Below are 19,245 nucleotides of genomic sequence, written 5' to 3' on the forward strand. Positions count from 1 at the left end.
TATGTGGTCTACTACAATAACTTCAGGCCTCATCAGGCCCTCGGCGGCAAGACACCAAAGGAATTTGCCGAGGTCCAGACCCAGACCATTCGATCAGCGAATTAGTGAACTTGCACAGCAATGACGAACGAAGTTTTGCTTGGCTTACTTGAAAATCGGTCGACCGCTACTGATCAGGTCCAGAAAGCGGTGAGGCTCGATATAGTCCGTATTGTCGAGATTGAGCCGGCGCAGCGACGTCGCGCGATCATGCAACGGTTCGATCGCCTCAGCACCGGCACTGGTATAGCCGATCGGCAGGCAATAGCCGTCGCCATAATGCATTTCGGCCTTGCCGCCGACCTCGGCCCAGATGTCCCGGCCATAGAAGAAATAGGTCCGCAGGTTTCCCATCACAACCAAAGCGGAGTCATCGAAGGCGTTCAGAATCAGCGAGTCGGCTTCGAGGTTGCCGTCGATGAACGTCCCCTTGGCAAAGCCCGTCGAGAACACCGTGCTGGCGACATTACCGAGCACGACGAACACCCCACCTTCATCAAACGCACCCGCGCCTCCAAGATCGACCAGGCCGTCGACGGTCAGATCGCCCATCACCAGCGTGTTGAAGGCCGGCACGTCGACGAAGTCGGATGCTGCGAGAGGCCCGCGAAGCACGGCACAATCATCCCGCGCGGGTGGGTCGGTCTCCAGATCGTAACGGGCGAGCTCCCGCCGAAATCTTGCCGATCCATTGTTCGCCACAAGCTCGTCGAAGACGGCCCGCGTCACTCTCTCGAACGCCATGCTGCACACCCCATGATCCGCGGGGCGGACGGAGGTAACCGCCGAGCCCGCGCCTCCTTACGGTCGCGCGAGCCCGACGACAGGTTCGAAAAATATGCCGGGACGATCGATCAGTTCGGCATCACATAGGCATAGATCCGGCCGCGCGAGATCGGCGCCTCGCGAACGCGGTTGCCGTTGTTGCCGGAGATCATGATCGGATTGCCCTTGGCGTCGATGCCGGTGATGATGCCGACATGGCCGCCGCGACGGCCGCGCGACATGACCGCAATCGCGCCGACCTGCGGGCCGGAGACGCGCGTGCCGTAATGCGCGAACGAGCTCGCCATGTCGGAGCCGGTGCCCTTATGGCCGGTGTGCTCCAACACCATGTTCATGAAGCGCGCGCACCACAGGCTGCCACGGCTGGTCGGATTGCCGCCGAGATAGCGGCGCGCTTCCGAGACGAGGCCCGAGCCGAAGCCGCCCGCCGTGGCCGCGCCGTCGCCGGTGGCGCTCGAGTCATAGCTTGCCTGCGTGTTCATGAGGCCGCTTGCCTGCAACTGCGCAGCACCGCGCTCGAAGCGCGATGGGCGCGCAGCGTGGCGATGGTGATGATGATGCCTTCCGGCGTGGTGCGCGGCGTGATGCACGTAAGCGTGCCGCTCTGCGCTGTGACGATGAGACCGTGCCGATGCTGGAGAGACAGATGCGGCGAAGACCGCGGAGAAGAGAGCCAGCGCGATGACGTGACGCAGCCGGCCGAACGCAAACAACTCAAACATTCTTCATCCTTCGTTGACACCCCCAACTCCCCGTCGGCCCGTGCGCGGCCGACAACCCCGCGTCGTATGAAAGTCCAGATGTGGCGAGAGCAAGGCACATTGCTGCATAGCAGAAATTCGCTTCAGGGAATTTCTGCGATGATCCTGTGTCGACGCAGCTCTGATGCTGCCGCATTGCTGCCCACAGCATTAACTGCGATGCTTAACGTCGCGGCTCGGAAAGAGGGAAACGGTTAATGCCCCACGCCACGACCAGGGACGATGCGCGCATCTATTTCGAGGAAGCAGGACACGGCACGCCGATCATCTTCCTGCACGAATTCGCGGCCGACTACACCAATTGGGAGCCGCAGATGCGTTACTTCTCGCGCGGCCATCGTTGCATAACATATTCGGCGCGCGGCTATACACCATCAGACGTGCCGGCATCGAACGAGGTCTATACCTACGAGCACTTCTACACCGACGCGCTTGCAGTGCTCGATCATCTTGGCATCGACAATGCTCATCTCGTCGGCCTCTCGATGGGTGCCTATTCCTCGCTCCAGATCGGGCTCAATGCGCCGCAGCGCGCGCTGTCGATGACGCTGGCCGGCGTCGGCTCGGGCTCGGAGCTCGACAATCTCGAAGCCTGGCGCAAGCAGTGCCGCGCCAATGCCGAGCAGTTCGAGACGCTGGGCTCCGCCGAAGTTGCGAAGGTCACGCGCGAGGCGCCGAGCCGGATTCCCTTCCTCGTCAAGGACCCGCGCGGACACGCCGATTTCTATGCCGCACTTTCGCGGCACGATTCCAGGGGCTCGGCCAATACCATGCGCGGCTTCCAGGGCGGGCGCCCCTCGATTTATACGATGACAGATGCGATCAAGGCCGCGACGACGCCGGCGCTGATCATCTGCGGCGACGAGGACGATCCCTGCATCGGGCCGAGCCTCTTCCTGAAGAAGCATCTGCCGGCCGCGGGACTCGCGATGTTTCCGAAGTCAGGCCACGTGCTCAATCTCGAGGAGCCCGCGCTGTTCAACGAAACGGTGGAGCGCTTCGTCACGCTGGTGGAAGCCGGGTGCTGGCCGGTGCGCGATCCGAGGTCGGCAGCGGCGAATTGATGCGAAGGCGTCGCCTCATACTACGTCATTGCGAGCGCAGCGAAGCAATCCAGACTGTCTCCGCGGAAAGACTCTGGATTGCTTCGTCGCTTCGCGCCTCGCAATGACGGGAGGCTACTACTTCCCGCCGCCGCGGCTCAGGAGAAACACGCCCTGCTCGCCGAACAGATTCCACACCCACCAGGGCAATCGCAGCCGCAGCGGGCGGCCGTAGAGATCGAGTGCTTCGGCGCGCTCCATCTTGACGCCGATCTCGTCGCAGAGCTGGACGAAATCCTTGATGGTGCAGAAATGGATGTTGGCGGTGTCGTACCAGGTCGCCGGCAGATTCTCCGTGCGCGGCATGTGGCCGCCGATCAGGAGCTGGAGCCGCATCTTCCAATAGCCGAAGTTCGGGAACGACACGATGGCGCGGTGGCCGATGCGCAGGAGATTTTCCAGCACCACTTTCGGTTGCCGCGTCGCCTGCAGCGTCTGCGACAGGATCACGTAATCGAAGGCGTCGTCGGGGTAGTTGACGAGGTCGGTGTCGGCATCGCCCTGCACGACCGCGAGCCCCTTGGCGACGCAGCGGTTGACGCCCTCGCGCGACAGCTCGATGCCGCGACCGTCGATGCCACGGCTCTCAAGGAGCTGCAGCAGATCGCCGTCGCCGCAGCCGACGTCGAGCACCTTCGAGCCGCGCCTGACCATCTCGGCAACCAGCAAATGATCGGCGCGAAACTGGCCGGACTGTTCGCTCGCAAGGCCGCCCAGCGGCAGCACTTCCTGTACAGACATCGCTAGCCGCCCTTGCCGTTGAGGCCGCGCGCCTTGCCAGCCGATTGCAGGAAGGCGCGGGAGATATCGAAGAATTCGGGAACGTCGAGCAGGAAGGCGTCATGTCCGCGATCGGTCTCGATCTCGGCGAACGACACCCGCGCGCTGGACGCGTTGAGCGCGTGCACCAGCGCGCGCGATTCCGAGGTCGGGAACAGCCAGTCGCTGGTGAAGGAGACCACGCAGAAGCGTGTCTTGACGCCGGCAAACGCCTTCGCCAGCACGCCGCCATGGTCGCCGGCGATGTCGAAATAGTCCATCGCCCGCGTCAGATAGAGATAGCTGTTGGCGTCGAAACGCTCGACGAAGGACGAGCCTTGATAACGCAGATAGCTCTCGACCTGGAAATCCGCATCGAACGAGAACGTCGGCAGCTCGCGGTCCTGCATGCGCCGGCCGAACTTGCGGTGCAGTGCCGCATCCGAGAGGTAGGTGATGTGCGCGGCCATCCGCGCCACCGCGAGCCCGCGATGGGGATGGATGCCGTGATCGGTATAGCGGCCATTGTTCCAGTCGGGATCGGCCATCACAGCCTGGCGGCCGAGTTCGTGGAAAGCGATGTTCTGCGCGGAATGCCGCGTCGAGCAGGCAATCGCGAGCGCGGAGAACACGCGTTCAGGATAAGCCGCGGTCCATTGCAGCACCTGCATGCCGCCCATCGAGCCGCCGACGACAGCAAACAGCGTGTCGATGCCGAGGCGATCGATCAGCATCGCCTGCGCGCGCACCATGTCGGGAATCGTGATGATGGGAAAATCCAGGCCCCACACCTTGCCCGTCGCCGGATTGAGCGAGGCAGGTCCCGTCGAGCCCATGCAGCCGCCGATCACGTTGGCGCAGATGATGAAGTAGCGTTGAGGATCAAGAGGACGGCCCGGCCCGACCAGGGTCTCCCACCATCCGGGCTTGCCGGTGACGGGGTGCGCATTCGCGACATGCTGGTCGCCGGTCAGAGCATGGCAGATCAGCACGGCATTGGAGCGCGCAGCATTGAGCTCGCCGTAGGTCTGGTAGGCGATCTGGAACGGTGTGAGATCGACGCCGCAATCGAGCGGCAGCGGCTGATCGGCCCCGAAATGCGCGACCTGCGAACTCGGATGATCCACCTCATGCGAGCGCTCTTCGGCGATCGTGGGGCTCGGTACTGACGTGACGCCAACCATCTGACCATCGACCTCGTTGGCGACGGCCCTCGAGCCGCCGCTGACATCAGGCCATGAAAAACCCGGCCTGAACGATAGGTTCGGCCGGGATCGGAAGCGTCCCCGGCCTGTTTAGCGAGTTTTTTAACGTGGCTGCAAGCCGGCCGGCTCAAATGACCACGGAACAGGCAAAAACTAGTTGCTGAAGCGGTTTTCGTCAAGCGGAGGCGACGATTGACCAAAGGGGGCCTTGCGATGTCAGGCAATGGCCGTCATTTCTCTTTGCTTTCGGCGTCCATCCTGCCTAATCAATGCCTTACGCAGCGGGTCCGCCTCGGCCGATCCGCTTTTGAAGACCTCTCAACAGCCTCCGGCCGATATGTCCCAACGTCCGCCCGCGCCACCATCGCTGCAGGAATTGCGCAAGGAGATCGATGCGATCGACGAGGACGTGCATCGCCTGCTGATGAAGCGCGGCGACATCATCGATCGCCTGATCCAGGCGAAGCAGACGCAGGAGGTCGGCTCGGCTTTCCGGCCGGCGCGCGAGGCCAGCATGATGCGCCGCCTCGTCGAGCGCCATCGCGGCATCCTGCCGCTCGACACCATCGAGAGCATCTGGCGCGTCATCATCTCGACCTTCACTTATGTGCAGGCCCCGTTCTCGGTGCATGCCGACGTCTCGGTCGGCGAGTCCGCGATGCGAGATTCGGCGCGATTCCATTTCGGTTTCACCACGCCCTATGTGTCGCATTTCAGCGCGCAAGCCGCCGTCGAGGCACTGGCGAAATCGAAGGGCGATCTGGCTCTGGTCTCGGCGATATCGAGCCGCACGCCATGGTGGAGCGAGCTCGAGGCCGAGGGCGCGCCGAAAATCATCGCGCGGCTGCCGTTCCTCGAGCGCGCCGACCATCCGGCCGCGCTGCCCGTGTTCGTGATCTCGCGGGTAGCCGACGACGCCATGGTCACGGAGGTCCAGACCTGGAGCGTGCGTGTGTCCGGGTGGAACGCCGACACCGCGAGGGCGCTGGCGCCACTCGCCGACATCGTCGCGGTGCCTGATACCGCCTTCGACGGCGCAGCGCTGTTGGTGTCGGAGACCGGCATCGGCTTCGAGAAGATCAAAATGGCCCTGATCCGGGCCGGCGCCTCGGTCCGCTCGTCGGCCCTCGTCGGCGGCCACGCAACGCGCTATACGGTGCCCCCGAACGGGACGAGATCGTAGATTTCGAGCCGTCCCGCCATTCCGGAGTTCAAGATGTCTCGCCCCGTGCCGAATCCCGGCATTCTCGATATTGCGCCCTATACGCCCGGCAAGAGCCCGGTGCCGGAGCCGGGCCGCAAGGTGTTCAAGCTGTCGGCGAACGAGACGCCGTTCGGGCCCTCGCCCAAGGCGATCGAGGCCTTCACGCATGTGGCGACGCATCTGGAAGACTATCCGGAAGGCACCTCGCGGGTGCTGCGCGAAGCGATCGGCCGCGCCTATGGGCTGGATCCCGACCGCATCATCTGCGGCGCCGGTTCGGACGAGATCCTCAATCTGCTCGCGCACACCTATCTCAGCCAGGGCGACGAAGCGATCTCCACCACCCACGGCTTCCTGGTCTACCCGATCGCGACCATGGCGAATGGCGCGAGGAATGTCGTGGCGGCGGAAGCGAACTTCACCGCCGACGTCGACGCCATCCTGAAGGCGGTGACGCCCCGGACCAAGCTCGTCTGGATCGCCAACCCAAACAACCCGACCGGCACCTATCTGCCGTTCGACGAGATCAAGCGCCTGCGCGCCGGCCTGCCGTCGCACGTGCTGCTGGTGCTCGATGCCGCCTATTGCGACTACGTGTCCCGCAACGACTACGAAATGGGGATCGAGCTGGTCGCGACCACCGAGAACACGGTCGTCACCCACACCTTCTCCAAGATCCACGGCCTCGCCGCGCTCCGCATCGGCTGGATGTTCGGTCCCGCGCACATCATCGATGCGGTGAACCGCATCCGCGGTCCGTTCAACGTCTCGACGCCGGCGATGTATGCCGCGGTCGCGGCGATCGAGGACACTGCGCATCAGCAGAAGTCGAAGCAGTTCACCGAGACCTGGCGCAACTGGCTGACCGAGGAGATCGGCAGGCTCGGCCTGAAGGTGACGCCGAGCGTTGCCAATTTCGTGCTGATCCATTTCCCGGCCGAGAAGGGCAAGACCTCGGACGAAGCCGACGCCTTCCTGACCAAGCGCGGACTGGTGCTGCGCGCGCTGAAGAATTACGGCCTGCCCCACGCGCTGCGCATGACCATCGGCACCGAGGAAGCCAACCGCCTCGTGGTCGAGGGCCTGCGCGACTTCATGGGGGGCGGCAAATGAGCGTCGCCCCGCACTTCCAGCGCGTCGCACTGATCGGCTTCGGCCTGATCGGCGGCTCGATCGCGCGTGCCGCGAAGCTTCAGGGGCTGGCTTCCGAGATCGTCACCACCGCACGTTCGGAGAAGACGCGCGCCCGCGTCGCCGAGCTCGGCATCGTCGACCACGTGGTCGCGACCAATGTCGAGGCCGTGAAGGACGCCGACCTCGTCATCCTCTGCATTCCCGTCGGCGCCTGCGGGCCCGTGGCGCAGGAGATCGCTGCGCATCTGAAGCCAGGCGCGATCATCTCCGACGTCGGATCGGTGAAGGGCACGATCGTCAGGGACATGGCACCGCATCTGCCGCAAGGCATTCATTTTGTCCCCGCCCATCCCGTTGCGGGCACCGAGCATTCGGGGCCGGATTCCGGCTTCGCCGAGCTGTTCATCAACCGCTGGTGCATCCTCACGCCACCGGAGGGCGTTGACACAGCCGCCGTCGATCGCTTGCGCGCGTTCTGGGCCGCGCTCGGCGCCAAGGTCGAGATCATGACACCCGATCATCATGATCTCGTACTGGCGATCACCAGCCATCTGCCGCATCTGATCGCCTACACCATCGTCGGCACCGCCGATGAGCTGCAGCAGGTGACGGAATCCGAGGTCATCAAGTTCTCCGCCGGCGGCTTTCGCGATTTCACGCGCATCGCGGCGTCCGATCCGACGATGTGGCGCGACGTGTTCCTCGCCAACAAGGAGGCCGTGCTGGAGATGCTCGGCACCTTCAACGAGGACCTCGCAAAACTCACCCGCGCGATCCGCCGTGGCGATGGCGAAGCGCTGTTCGACCACTTCACCCGCACCCGCGCCATCCGCCGCGGCATCGTCGAAATCGGCCAGGATTCGGCGGCTCCAGACTTCGGCCGCTCCCATCCGCCGCTGACGAAGCAGTAGGGTTCTGCCGTCATTCCGGGGCGCGCGCAGCGCGAACCCGGAATCTCGCTCCACGATCTCGGGATCCCGGGTTCGACGCTACCGCGTCGCCCCGGAATGACAGCGAGCTAATACAGCGGCGGGAGCTGCGCCACCTTCAGCGCGCCCAGCATCACGGCGCCATCGGCGAAGCGCAGCGGGAAGCTGCGCGCCTTCTTGCCTTCGAGAGCGCTTTCGGTGCCGAGCGCATTGATGCCGGCGGCGACGCCGACATTGGCGTTCTGCTTCACGACCTTGCCAAGTCCGGGAATGGCGCGATCGAGCGCGCCGAAGAGGTTGTTGAGGTCCTGCGACTTCACACCCGGCGCGACGCGGTCGAGCGTTGCCTGTGGCACGCCCTCTTCCAGAATCTTGTCGATGCCGAGCGCGGGGATCACCCGCTCGAGGCCGGTCACCGTCATCTGCAATTCGCCGTCGAGGCGGCCGTTCGGCGAGATGCCGAGCGTGCCGGCGGCGACCGCGATCATCTCGCCCTGCTGAATGCGCGACTGCACGATCTCGATATGGCCGCCGGCGGCCTGGAGCTCGCGGAAACGCTGAGGCCAGGGCTTTGGCGTCAGATCCTTCAGCCCCGTGATCTTCGAGCGCACGTCGGCTTCGAACGGCTCGGCGAGCAGCGGATGCACGCCCTGAATGCTGCCTTGCGCGATCTGGAGCACGGTTTCGATGATGGGATTGTCGCGCGAGGATCCCTCGGCGAGGCGTCCGTGCAGCTCGACCTGCTTGGCCTTGGCAACCGGCACCTGCACCGAGCCATCGACGCGATTGATGGCGGGATCGTCGAACACGATCGAGGCGCGATCCGGCACCGCCGGCAAGCCGACCACGCTGCTGCGACCCTTGCTCCAGTTCACCACGAAGGACGTCTGCGTGATGCCGTCAGTCAGGGTTGCCGGTGCGGTGAATTCGGCGATCACGAGCTTGGGATCGTAGACCTGGGCGACAACCAGGATGTTGTCGAGCTTGGCCGTGAACGGCGTCTTGCTCGCGGTCTGCGAGACCAGCGACACGCTGGCACCGGAACACTGCACCTCGAAGCGGAACGGGAAACCGGCGATCGAGCGCCTGGCGCAATCATAGATCCGGCCTGACTTGGCCTCCTGGGCGCGCCAGGCGTCGGCCGCCACCTCGGCCTGCGAAGCGGCATAGAACCAGAAGCCGCTCCATGCGACGGCGAGAATCAAGAGGATGACGGGCGCGATGAAAAGGCCCCAGCGGGAGCGGGGGCGCCGTCTGGCGGCAATGGTCATATCGGACATGCGGCGACCCTTTGACCCCAGATGATGGCAAATGTAAGCGAGGTCGGCTTGCGGCAAAAGGTGGAGAATTCGCTTCGCCCGGACGGCAGGCTCTGGTAGCGGTGCCAAACATGTCCGAAATCACCCTCCCCTCCGCCACGACGGCCACCGGCGACCTCTGGGTGTTCGGCTATGGCTCGCTGATGTGGCGGCCGGGCTTCGAATTCGAGGAGCGCGTGCCGGCACGGCTGGTCGGCGAGCATCGCGCGCTCTGTGTCTATTCCTTCGTCCATCGCGGCACGCCGGAGAAGCCGGGCCTCGTGCTCGGGCTGGACCGCGGCGGCGCCTGCCGCGGCATCGCCTTTCGCGTCGCTGCGAAGAGCCGCACCGATGTGGTCGCCTACTTGCGCGAGCGCGAGCAGGTCACCTCGGTCTATCGCGAGGTGATGCGCTCGGTGTGGCTGGAGAACGACGCGCGGCAGCGTGTCAGCGCGCTCGCCTACGTCGTCGACCGCGGCCATGTGCAATATGCCGGACGCCTGTCGCTTGCCGAGCAGCACCGTCACGTGCTGCAGGGCCACGGCCAGTCCGGCGCCAACCGCGACTACGTCACCGCGACGGTGAAGGCGATCGAGGCCGAAGGTTTTCGCGATACGCAGCTGCATCAGCTTGCGGCTCTCCTGCACAACGACGCGCATTCCCTGCACGATCCGGCTCCGAGCAGCGAGCGCGGCGAGGGTTAGCTGGCCACGTAGCTCGGCGCGCTGCCGATGAGCTGCTCCTGCTCCTTCCGTCCGGCTTCGACGATGCGCCCGGTGGACTCCTCGATCGCACCGCGCACGCGCGCGATGAACTCGTCTTTCGGCAGGCCCGGCGGCAACGGATCCAGGAATTCCACCACCAGCGTGCCGGGATAGCGCATGAAGGTGCGGCGCGGCCAGAACAGGCCGGAGTTGAGCGCGATCGGCAGGCACGGCACGCCGCAGGCCGAATAGATCTGGGCAAAGCCGGTCTTGTAGTCCGCTGGCGCGCCCGGCGCGCGGCGGGTGCCCTCCGGGAAGATCACGAGTTGGCGGCCGGAGCGCACCGCATCGCGCGCCCGCCGCGTCATGTCCAGGAGCGCCTTGACGCCGGCGCTGCGATCGATCGCGATCATGCCGGTCTTGCCCAGGAATTGGCCGAACACCGGAATGTGCATGAGCTGACGCTTAAGGATGAAGATCGGCCGGTCGAAGAAGCGCAGCAGCGCGAACGTCTCCCAGAACGACTGGTGCTTTGACGCGATCACCAGCGGCCCCGTCGGGATCTTCTCCACGCCTCTGAATTCCACCTTGATGTTGCAGATCACCCGCATCAGGAACAGCGTCGAGTTCGCCCACCATTCGGCGACCGTCAGCATCGCGCGGGGCGACATCAGGAAGGTCGGCAGCGCGATGATCGCCCAGAACACCAGGACGGCGTAGAACAGCACGTTGAAAACGAGCGAACGCAGGAAGAGCAAGAACATCAACGATCCCAATTGGCCTGTGCGGTGGCGGGCCGTTTCGACTGCACGCCGGAAGGCTGCTCCGACACTTCGGGCGAAAGGTCAATCCCGAAATCCTCGAGCCACACGCGCAGCTCGGCGGCGACATATTTGACATATTCCGACAACAGCAGCCGCAGCGTCGAGGACGAGGTCCACCAGGGCTCCTCGCGCCACTTGTCGCCGACCACCGCAAACGGGATCAACGCGATCTCCGGCATCGCGTGCGAGAATTCCACCAGCGCGCGCGGCATGTGATAGTTCGAGGTCACCACGATCAGCGACTTGAAGCCGCGCTCATGCGCCCAGCGGCGCGTCTCCGCGGCATTGCCGCGGGTCGAGACGGCATAGCGGTCGAGATCGACGCAGCAGCGCATGTAGGACTGGTTCTCCGGCAGCGTCCGCGAGATATCACTGACCGTGGAGGTCGGGTGCACACCGGAGATCAGCAGCCTTTGGCCGTAGCCCGCAGCTAACAGCTCCATCGCATCCGACACGCGCGACGATCCGCCGGTCAAGACCACGATGCCGTCCGCCTTGCGGTCCGGCGCGAGCTCGGCGCCCCGCATCTGCGACAGGAACGCGACGAATCCCGCCGCCGCGGCGACGAAGGCGATCGCGAGCATCGACACGACGGCCGCACGCAGCCAGCCGTGCGGCAAGTTCGGCGATCGATCGTCGGTCGGCGAGGTCATACGATGTGGTGGTCCCTTCCCCCGGCAATTTTAGGACGTTTTTCGATGAAGTGGAGTCCGGTTTAACGCGTCACGACCTAATCGACGTCGTTCAGCGTCGCGAACAGCGTCTGGCGCGACGCCGCCGCAGTGATCGCGCCGATCAGGACCGCCTGCACCGCGAGCACGACGTAGCCCGACGGCCGCAGCGAGAAAGTGCCGAGCAGTGCGGCGAACTGGTCACCGACCGGCGTGCCGGAGAACCAGCCCGCGATCGACTCGGAGAAGCCGAACACCAGCATGGCGATGCCCCCGCCGATCACGCCGCCTTCGAGGCCGAGGCGGAGGAAATGCCGCAGGAAACGGTTGGCGATGTAGCGGTCGCCGGCGCCGACGAAATGCAGGACCTCGACGATCGGACGGTTGGCGGCCATCGCGCCGCGGGTTGCGAAAGACACCGAGATGATGGTCGCGACGATGACGAGCGCGAGGATGCCGAGGCCTGCGAGCACGGTGGCGTTGGTCATCGAGCGCATGCGCTCGATCCAGGCCCGGTGATCATCGACGCTTGCGGTCGGGGCGACCTGCGCCACGCGGCTGCGCAAGGCGGCGAGATCGAGCGCCGTGCCCGGCTGCACGCGGGCGATGATCATGCGCGGCACCGGAAGATCGTCCATCGACAGGCCGGTGCCGAGCCAGGGCTCGAGCAGCTTGCCGGATTCCTCCTTGCTGAACGGCTTGACCTCGACGATGCCGGGTTGTGCGCGCATCGCTTCCGTCACGGCAGCGGTGTCGCGCTCGATGTCGCGCCCGGCCTGCGGGCGGACCTGGATGGTGATTTCGCTCGCGACATCCGACTGCCATTCGGCCGCCGACGCGCTCACCAGCAGCACCGTGCCCGTGGTCATCGAGGCGAGGAAGGTCATGATCGCGACGACCGCGACCAGCGCGCGGCCATGGATCGAGGCGCGCGGCACGATCGGCGACATGTTGCGCGCTCTCGCCGGGACCTGCGGACGCTCCTGTCCGAGGTCGACGAAGACGCCGCGCTCGTCGGTCCTATTCATAGACGTGCAGTCGTCCCTGGTGCAGCACGAGCCGGCGCGCCTCGTACTGGTCCATCAAACCGATATCGTGGGTCGCGATGATCACGGCCGTGCCGGACTTGTTCAACTCGATGAAGAGCCGCAGGAGCCTGCGGCCAAGCGTCGGATCGACGCTGCCGGTCGGCTCGTCCGCGAGCAGAAGCTGCGGCCGCGAGATCACCGCGCGCGCGATCGCCGCCCGCTGCTTCTCGCCGCCCGACAGGATCGGCGGCAGCGCGTCCATGCGCTCGCCGAGGCCGACCCAGCGCAGGAGATCGATGACCTCCTTGCGATAGCTGGATTCGCTGCGGCCCATGACGCGGAACGGCAGCGCGACGTTCTCATAGGTCGTCATGTGGTCGAGCAGGCGGAAATCCTGCAGCACGATGCCGATGCGCTTTCGCAGATCGGCGATCTCGTCCTTGCCGAGCAGCGAGATGTCGTGGCCGAACAGATTGACGAGGCCGCGCGTCGGCCGATGCGACAGGAACAAGAGGCGCAACAGCGATGTCTTGCCGGCGCCCGAGGGGCCGGTGAGGAACTGAAAGGAGTGCGCCGGGATCTGGAAGCTCAGGTCGCGCAGAATCTCCGGCCCCAGACCGTAACGCAATCCGACATTTTCGAACCGAACCAAGCTCAGCTCCGTTCGAGGTGAGGCGCGACGCAGGCCGCAAACCGTGCCGCATGCGATGAAAGCCTTGTGCGGCCGTTATGGTTTCCGATTCGTTAACGGTCGCCTTGTAGCATCGAAAGGGCCCGGTTCCGCTACGGCTGGGTCATCGCCGAGGCTGGTCCATGCACATCGTATGCCCCCATTGTACGACATCCTACGCCATCAAGCTCGCGAGCCTTGGGGCGAATGGGCGTACCGTGCGCTGCTCCCGCTGCAAGGAGACCTGGGTGGCCCGCCCCGAGGACGCCGTCGAGGAAGTGCAGGAGAAAGCCAACGTGGCGGCCATGGCCGCGGCGAGCCAGCCCGAGGATCAGTCCGATACCGCGGAGCAGTGGAACACCTACGCCCAGGAGGACGCCGCCGAGACGCCGGTGGTCGACAGCCCTTCGATCGCCAGCGACTGGCCCACCGAGGAGACCAGGGACGACGACTGGTCGGAGGCCGAGGCCGCCGACGACCAATTGGCCGGTGAGCCGCACCAGTCGTGGTTCCGCGGGCTGTTCCGCCGCCGGGCCCGGATCGCCCGTCCGGTGAGCAGGCCGCAGCGAAAGTCCCATTTCGGCCTGCCGACCGCCTGCGTTGCCATGGGCGCGCTGGCCGTGGCGCTCATGGTCTGGCGCGCCGACCTGGTCCGCCTGTTGCCGCAGACCGCGGCGTTCTACAAGCTGGTCGGCCTCGAGGTAAATCTGCGCGGCCTCGCCTTCAGGGACGTCAAGGTGACTTCGGAGACCGTGGACGGCAAGCAGGTGCTGGTGATCGAGGGCGTGATCGTCGGCGAGACCAGGAAGGCGGTCGACATCCCCCGCCTGCGCTTCTCGGTGCGTGACGCGCAAGGTGCCGAGATCTACGCCTGGAACGCGGTGCTGGAGCAGACCGTGCTGCATCCCGGCGAGCGTGCCTTCTTCAAGTCACGCCTCGCCTCGCCGCCACCTGAAGGCCGCAATATCGATATTCGTTTCTTCAACCGGCGTGACATCGCCGGCGGCAGCGCGTAATCGCACCTGCCGGCTTCCGCAAAGGTTTGGCCCGATGCCAAAGGTGCTGATCGCCGATGACGAGGAGTCCATGCGCACGCTGGTGGCGCGTGCGATCGCCATGGACGGCCACCAGATCGTGACAGCGCAGGACGGCGCCGAGGCGCTGGAGATCTTGACGCGCGAGGACGGCGCGTTTGACCTCCTGCTCACCGACATCCAGATGCCCGTGATGGACGGCATCGCGCTTGCGCTCTCGGCTGCGCGCGATTTTCCGGACTTGACGATTTTGCTGATGACGGGGTTCGCCGACCAGCGCGAGCGTGCGTCGAACCTGAACGCGCTGGTGCATGACGTGGTGACGAAGCCGTTTTCGGTAGCGGATATCCGCACCGCGGTTGCGGACGCGCTCGCGGCGAAAAAGGGGTAGCGGCGGCTTACCAGCAACATTCCCGCCGCAGTGATGCAAGTCCGGTCCCACACACACGGTGTCGTCCTGGCGAACGCCAGGACCCATACCGCGTGAACCTCTCCGTGGAATCGACAGCAGTACCGGACGACGAATCTTCGCCAAACTACTCCCTGGGGTGATGGGTCCTGGCTTTCGCCAGGACGACCCGGAGGAGACATCATGGGTCAATATACGCAGCGCCAGGCAGCGAGAACTGGTCGCCTCAAAAATCCTTCAGCAGCCGCTCGAGATAATCGAGCTCGAGCTGCGGCCTCGACGGATCGCCCAAACGACGGCGGAGCTCTTCGAGGATGCGGCGGGCGCGCTGGACGTCGATCTCGCCGGGGATCTTCACCGTGTAGTCGTCGCCGAACTCGCGGCCGTGCAAGGGACGGCCGAGCGGATCGGTCTGGTTACCGCCGCTCTGCTGGCGGCCGGCGCGATTGCCGGGGCCATCGCCCTGACCGTCGCCGTCGCCCTGCTGCATGGCTTCGGCCATCTTCTGGGCGCCCTTGCGCAGCGCATCCAGCGCCTTGCCTTGCGAGTCCACGGCGCCGTCGGCATTGCCTTCGCCGAGCTTGGACCCGGCATCGCCCATGGCGTTGTCGGCGGCATCGAGACCGCCGTCATCATCGCCCTGGTCGGCATCCTCATCGCCACCCTGGCCCTGTTGGCCTGGTTGTCCCTGCTCGCCCTGCTGACCCTTTTGGCCTTTCTGGCCCTTCTGGCCCTTCTGACCCTTTTGGCCGTTCTGCGCGAGGCCGCGCTTCTGAAGCTCATCCTGGAGCTTCTTCAAGCGATCGCGCAAAGCCTGCTGGTCCTGCTGCAGGTCGGACATCGACTGATCGCCCTGCTGGCCCTGCTTGCCGCGCATGCGGTCGCGCCGGGAATCCTGGCCCTGCTTGAAGGTCTTGTCGCGCAATTGCTGCTGCTTGCGGATCATGTCGCCGAGCTCGTTGAGCGCCTGCTCCATGTCGCTATCGCCGCTCTGACCCGGCTGCGCCATCTGCAAGCCCTCCAGCATCTGCTGAAGCTGGTCGAGCAACTGCTTGGCCGCATCCTTGTCGCCGGAGCGCGACAGGCGCTCCATGCGGTCGATCATGTTGTTGAGATCCTGCTGGCGCATCACCTTCGTGTTGGGATCAAGCGGACGGGCGAGCTGCTGCGGATTGTTGCGGAACTGCTCGGCGAGCTGGCGCATGAAATTGTCCAGCGCCTGGCGCAGATCCTGGGTGAGCTTCTTGATCTCCTCGTCGCTCGCGCCGCGCTCCAGCGCCTGCTTGAGCGCGTCCTGCGCCGCACGCAGCGCCTTGTCGACGTCGGTGATGTTGCCGTCCTCGATCGTCACCGCAAGCGCCCACAGGCTCGCGACGACCTCGCGGAGCGCATCGTCGGTGCGCGAGGTCTCGAGCTGGCGGGCGATGTTGTAGAGACCGAGATATTGCCCGGTCTCCGGCGTAAAGAGCTCCGGTGCGATCATCAGCGCATCGATCGCATTGTACACGTCGCCGTTCCGGTTGGCGTCGAGCGCCAGGATGCGGCGCTGCTCGATCAGCGCGCGCGCCAGCGGCTTGGTGAAGAGACGCTCGGGCAACCGCATATTGAAGGGTTCGCTCTTCGCCTCATTGCCCGCCTCGTCCTTGGCAGTCAGCGTCAGCGTGACATCGGCGCCGGCATAGGGGTCCTCGCTGAGGTCCTTGACGGTCTGGCCCAGGCCGTTGCGGGTGCGCGCGTTCGGCAGCACGAGTGCGAATTGCGGCGGCTGGAACAGCGGCCGCGGCGCGGCCTTCTGCTCCTCGCCCTTCTGGGTATCGGACGGACGCACGACGAACTGCGCCTCGGCACCGGTGACGCCGTAATCATCCTCGATCTTGTAGGAGAGCTGCAGCGCGCCACGCGCCTGACGCTCCGGATCCTTCGCCAGCGAAATCGTCGGCGGCCGATCGGGCGTCGCCGCGAACTTCCATTGCGGCTGTCCTGAGGGCGCGCGGACATGCGCCGTGCCGTCGCTCGCGATGGCAAAATGCTTCTCGTTGGTGCCCTTCGGAGCCTGCTCGTTCGGCGCGACTTCCTTGAGGCCGCCGGAGACCACGACATCGAGGCTGCCGCCGGAGGATCGCACGATCAGCGTCGAGCCGGCGGGAACGGCGAGCGGTCCGCTCGCGGGAAGCGCGGCGGCCTCCTTGTTGGCGGCCGACAGGATGATCGGCGGCTTCGAGGTGTAGACCGGCGGGGTCACCCAGGCGTCGACGCGGATGTTCGTCGGTGCCAGCACGCCGTTCCAGTCGAACGCGGCGCCCATGCGCATGGCGCGCTCGTCGCCCGCGGCGAAGAAGGTCGCAACCAGCATCACCACGACCAGCGCGCGCAGCGCCCAGGGATCGTGGATCGCGAGCCGCGGACGCGGCAATCCCGCGCGGATGCGCTTGAGCGAGGCCAGCGTGCGCTCGCGCTGCGCCTGCCACAGCGCCTGCGCGACCGGATCCTGCGTGCTCAGGGTGTCGGTGAGCGTCGTCGCCGGGCGGTGGCGGATGCCGGACCCATTGTCGAGCCGGCTCAGGCCCTGCTCGCGGCTTGGCCAACGGAATCGAATCAGCGGGAACAGGGCGGCGAGCGCCGCGACGGCGAACAGGCCGAGCCCGACCGCGCGGGCGATGAACGGCAGCGCCAGCCAGAGGCCAGCCCAGGATACCACCAGAAACAATCCGACAACGGTCAAAAACCGCGCCAGATGTGGCCAGGCGCGCTCCCAGGCGATCGCATAAGTGGCCCGCTTGAGGGCCTGCGCCAGCTTCAGCCGCGACAAAGCGTTGCCATCGCGGATCGGGTCTGACGGCTCAGGTGTGACGCCGTTCAATCAGCTCTCCAAGTTGCCCGGAACGAGAGCCTAGCACAACGGCAGCACTGAGGCACCCGTTCCTCTACGGGACCCTGCACCCGAGCGGTGCATAACACGAAGGCGTGACTGGTTGCATTCGCCACCGTAGGTTCGGCCACCATTCGTCAGGCAAGATACGAGGAACGCCATGGACAAGAAGATGCACGACAAGGGGCTGGAAGTTCGCAAAGCGGTGCTGGGTGAGGCCTATGTCAACAATGCCCTGAAGAACGTCGACGACTTCAACCGGCCGTTCCAGGAGATGCTCAACGAATATTGCTGGGGCACGGTGTGGGGCCGCGAAGAGCTGCCGCGCAAAACCCGCAGCATGCTCAACATCGCGATGATCGCGATCCTCAACCGACAGCATGAGTTCCGCGCGCATCTGAAGGGCGCGCTCACCAACGGCGTCAGCCGGGACGAAATCCGCGAGATCCTGATGCAGGTCGCGATCTATGGCGGCATGCCGGCCGCAGTCGACAGCTTTCGCATCGCCCGCGAGGTGTTCGCGGAGATCGATGGGAAGGCGTGAGGCGTCTGGCGTGAGGGGCGCAGCGTCCCCCGACGTCGTCCTGGCGAAAGCCAGGACGACTGCGAAGAGTGTGGCGCGCTGTTTTCCGTCCAACACCTACAACAACAAACAATAGGAAACACCATGGACATCGGATTCATCGGCCTCGGAAACATGGGGTTTCCGATGGCGCGGCGGCTGATCGAGGCGGGGCATCGGCTCATTGCGTTCGATATGCGGAAAGAGGTCCTCGACACGCTGGTTGCGCGTGGCGCCACGGCGGCGACATCGCCGAAGGATGTCGCCGACAAGGTCGAGACGGTGATGGCGAGCCTGCCGTCGCTACAGGCCTCGCTCGAGGTCGCCACGGGCGCGAACGGTGTGATCGAGGGCAAGCGCATCAAACGCTTCGTCGATCTGTCCACCGTCGGCTCGCAGATGGCGGTGAGGATTCACGGCCTGCTGGCGAGGCGCAACATCGTGCAGATCGACAGCCCCGTCTCCGGCGGCGTCGCCGGCGCCGAAAAGGGAACGCTGGCCGTGATGGTTTCGGGACCGCGGAGCGAGTTCGACACGGTCAAGGCCGCGCTCGACGTGATCGGAAAAGTGTTCTTCATCGGCGAGAAGCCGGGCGCGGCACAGACCATGAAGCTCGCGAACAACCTCCTCTCGGCGACCGCGATGGTGGCGACGTCGGAAGCGGTCGTCATGGGCGTGAAGGCCGGGCTCGATCCCGCCGTGATGATCGACGTCATCAATGCGGGCTCGGGCATGAACACCGCAAGCCGCGACAAGTTTCCGCGTTCGGTTCTGCCGCGCAGCTTCGACTTCGGCTTCGCGACGGGGCTGATGGTGAAGGACGTGCGGCTGGCGCTCGAGGAAATGAAGCAGCTCGGCCTGTCGATGGAGGTCGCGGATGCGGTCGGGCGCCTCTGGGAGACCGTGATCAGCGAGGAAGGCGCAGCTTCGGATTTCACCGCGGCGATCAAGCCGATCGAGAAGAGAGCCGGGGTGGTGGTCGGCGGGAAGACCGGCGGACTCGCGGGGAAGTAGCTACTCTCCGATTGTCGTCCCGGGGCGCGCGAAGCGCGAGCCCGGAACCCATAACCACAGGCGGATGTGGTTACGGGGACTCGGGGTTACACATCAGCCCCACAACAACTCCCTTGGGTGATGGTGTGGACGGCCCCCTACGGCATCAGTGTGCCAGAATGAGGTTGTCAGAAACTCATTCACAGGAGCCGTCCGTGAGCCAGATTATCCGTATTGGGATGGATACGTCGAAGTATATTTTT

19 protein-coding genes and 1 riboswitch are annotated in these 19,245 nt (G+C 65.2%); of the genes, 9 read left to right on the top strand and 10 right to left on the bottom strand.

Annotation, left to right across the window (positions count from 1 at the left end; all coding sequences use genetic code 11):
• Positions 1-144: 144 nt before the first annotated feature.
• Together ACV1FX_RS40965 and ACV1FX_RS40970 are read right to left on the bottom strand one after the other, a co-directional pair.
• Positions 145-783, bottom strand: a complete 639-nt coding sequence (locus ACV1FX_RS40965) for a hypothetical protein (RefSeq protein WP_473123149.1) — start codon at positions 781-783, stop codon at positions 145-147.
• A 110-nt stretch (positions 784-893) separates the two neighbouring features.
• A complete protein-coding gene (locus ACV1FX_RS40970) occupies positions 894-1,547 on the bottom strand; it encodes a TIGR02594 family protein (protein WP_473123150.1) in 654 nt (217 codons plus the stop codon).
• Positions 1,548-1,783: 236 nt separating this feature from the next.
• On the opposite strand from ACV1FX_RS40970, the gene ACV1FX_RS40975 reads away from it, so the two are divergent.
• Positions 1,784-2,650, top strand: a complete 867-nt coding sequence (locus ACV1FX_RS40975; RefSeq protein WP_473123151.1) for an alpha/beta fold hydrolase — start codon at positions 1,784-1,786, stop codon at positions 2,648-2,650.
• 117 nt (positions 2,651-2,767) lie between these two features.
• Here ACV1FX_RS40975 and metW read toward each other — a convergent pair whose 3' ends face one another.
• Complete coding sequence (gene metW, locus ACV1FX_RS40980) at positions 2,768-3,430, bottom strand: methionine biosynthesis protein MetW (protein ID WP_473123152.1); 663 nt, start codon at positions 3,428-3,430, stop codon at positions 2,768-2,770.
• 2 nt (positions 3,431-3,432) lie between these two features.
• Positions 3,433-4,632 (bottom strand): homoserine O-acetyltransferase MetX, encoded by a 1,200-nt coding sequence (metX, locus tag ACV1FX_RS40985; protein ID WP_473123153.1) that lies wholly within the window; start codon positions 4,630-4,632, stop codon positions 3,433-3,435.
• 90 nt (positions 4,633-4,722) lie between these two features.
• Positions 4,723-4,802, bottom strand: a riboswitch (SAM riboswitch).
• 188 nt (positions 4,803-4,990) lie between these two features.
• Here metX and ACV1FX_RS40990 point away from each other — a divergent pair.
• From ACV1FX_RS40990 to ACV1FX_RS41000, 3 genes are read left to right on the top strand one after another with little or no spacing between them, the layout of a single operon-like run.
• Positions 4,991-5,836 carry a chorismate mutase gene (locus ACV1FX_RS40990; protein WP_473123154.1) on the top strand — a complete coding sequence of 282 codons (846 nt, stop codon included), beginning with the start codon at positions 4,991-4,993 and terminating at the stop codon, positions 5,834-5,836.
• Positions 5,837-5,869: 33 nt separating this feature from the next.
• On the top strand, positions 5,870-6,970 hold the full coding sequence (hisC, locus tag ACV1FX_RS40995) for a histidinol-phosphate transaminase (RefSeq protein ID WP_473123155.1): 1,101 nt from the start codon (positions 5,870-5,872) through the stop codon (positions 6,968-6,970).
• Positions 6,967-7,902, top strand: a complete 936-nt coding sequence (locus tag ACV1FX_RS41000; RefSeq protein ID WP_473123156.1) for a prephenate/arogenate dehydrogenase family protein — start codon at positions 6,967-6,969, stop codon at positions 7,900-7,902. Before hisC ends, ACV1FX_RS41000 begins: the two co-directional genes overlap by 4 nt.
• 107 nt (positions 7,903-8,009) lie before the next feature.
• Here ACV1FX_RS41000 and ACV1FX_RS41005 read toward each other — a convergent pair whose 3' ends face one another.
• Complete coding sequence (locus ACV1FX_RS41005) at positions 8,010-9,200, bottom strand: DUF2125 domain-containing protein (protein ID WP_473123157.1); 1,191 nt, start codon at positions 9,198-9,200, stop codon at positions 8,010-8,012.
• A gap of 110 nt (positions 9,201-9,310) precedes the next feature.
• Between ACV1FX_RS41005 and ACV1FX_RS41010 the strand changes: the two genes are divergently transcribed.
• Complete coding sequence (locus tag ACV1FX_RS41010) at positions 9,311-9,922, top strand: gamma-glutamylcyclotransferase (protein WP_473123158.1); 612 nt, start codon at positions 9,311-9,313, stop codon at positions 9,920-9,922.
• Here ACV1FX_RS41010 and ACV1FX_RS41015 read toward each other — a convergent pair.
• From ACV1FX_RS41015 to ftsE, 4 genes are all read right to left on the bottom strand, one after another.
• Positions 9,919-10,686, bottom strand: coding sequence for a lysophospholipid acyltransferase family protein (locus ACV1FX_RS41015; RefSeq protein ID WP_473123159.1), 768 nt, complete (start codon positions 10,684-10,686; stop codon positions 9,919-9,921). The two genes, ACV1FX_RS41010 and ACV1FX_RS41015, sit on opposite strands and share 4 nt — an antisense overlap.
• Positions 10,686-11,399, bottom strand: coding sequence for a YdcF family protein (locus ACV1FX_RS41020; RefSeq protein ID WP_473123160.1), 714 nt, complete (start codon positions 11,397-11,399; stop codon positions 10,686-10,688). Before ACV1FX_RS41020 ends, ACV1FX_RS41015 begins: the two co-directional genes overlap by 1 nt.
• 77 nt (positions 11,400-11,476) lie before the next feature.
• A complete protein-coding gene (locus ACV1FX_RS41025; RefSeq protein WP_473123161.1) occupies positions 11,477-12,445 on the bottom strand; it encodes a cell division protein FtsX in 969 nt (322 codons plus the stop codon).
• Complete coding sequence (gene ftsE, locus ACV1FX_RS41030) at positions 12,438-13,097, bottom strand: cell division ATP-binding protein FtsE (protein WP_254098964.1); 660 nt, start codon at positions 13,095-13,097, stop codon at positions 12,438-12,440. Before ftsE ends, ACV1FX_RS41025 begins: the two co-directional genes overlap by 8 nt.
• Before the next feature lie 161 nt (positions 13,098-13,258).
• Here ftsE and ACV1FX_RS41035 point away from each other — a divergent pair, with 161 nt between their 5' ends.
• Both ACV1FX_RS41035 and ACV1FX_RS41040 read left to right on the top strand, forming a co-directional pair.
• Entirely contained in the window at positions 13,259-14,131 is an 873-nt protein-coding gene (locus ACV1FX_RS41035) for an MJ0042-type zinc finger domain-containing protein (protein ID WP_473123162.1), read from the top strand.
• Between the two features lie 34 nt (positions 14,132-14,165).
• Positions 14,166-14,540, top strand: a complete 375-nt coding sequence (locus tag ACV1FX_RS41040) for a response regulator (RefSeq protein ID WP_473123163.1) — start codon at positions 14,166-14,168, stop codon at positions 14,538-14,540.
• Between the two features lie 244 nt (positions 14,541-14,784).
• On the opposite strand, the gene ACV1FX_RS41045 is transcribed toward ACV1FX_RS41040, so the two are convergent.
• Positions 14,785-17,418, bottom strand: a complete 2,634-nt coding sequence (locus ACV1FX_RS41045) for a TIGR02302 family protein (RefSeq protein ID WP_473123164.1) — start codon at positions 17,416-17,418, stop codon at positions 14,785-14,787.
• Between the two features lie 169 nt (positions 17,419-17,587).
• Here ACV1FX_RS41045 and ACV1FX_RS41050 point away from each other — a divergent pair, with 169 nt between their 5' ends.
• Both ACV1FX_RS41050 and ACV1FX_RS41055 read left to right on the top strand, forming a co-directional pair.
• Positions 17,588-17,971 carry a carboxymuconolactone decarboxylase family protein gene (locus tag ACV1FX_RS41050; RefSeq protein WP_014491654.1) on the top strand — a complete coding sequence of 128 codons (384 nt, stop codon included), beginning with the start codon at positions 17,588-17,590 and terminating at the stop codon, positions 17,969-17,971.
• Between the two features lie 123 nt (positions 17,972-18,094).
• Positions 18,095-19,003: an NAD(P)-dependent oxidoreductase gene (locus ACV1FX_RS41055; RefSeq protein WP_473123165.1), complete on the top strand. Its 909-nt coding sequence runs from the start codon at positions 18,095-18,097 to the stop codon at positions 19,001-19,003.
• Positions 19,004-19,245 lie beyond the last annotated feature (242 nt).

The sequence above is a fragment of the Bradyrhizobium ingae genome, from assembly GCF_055791185.1.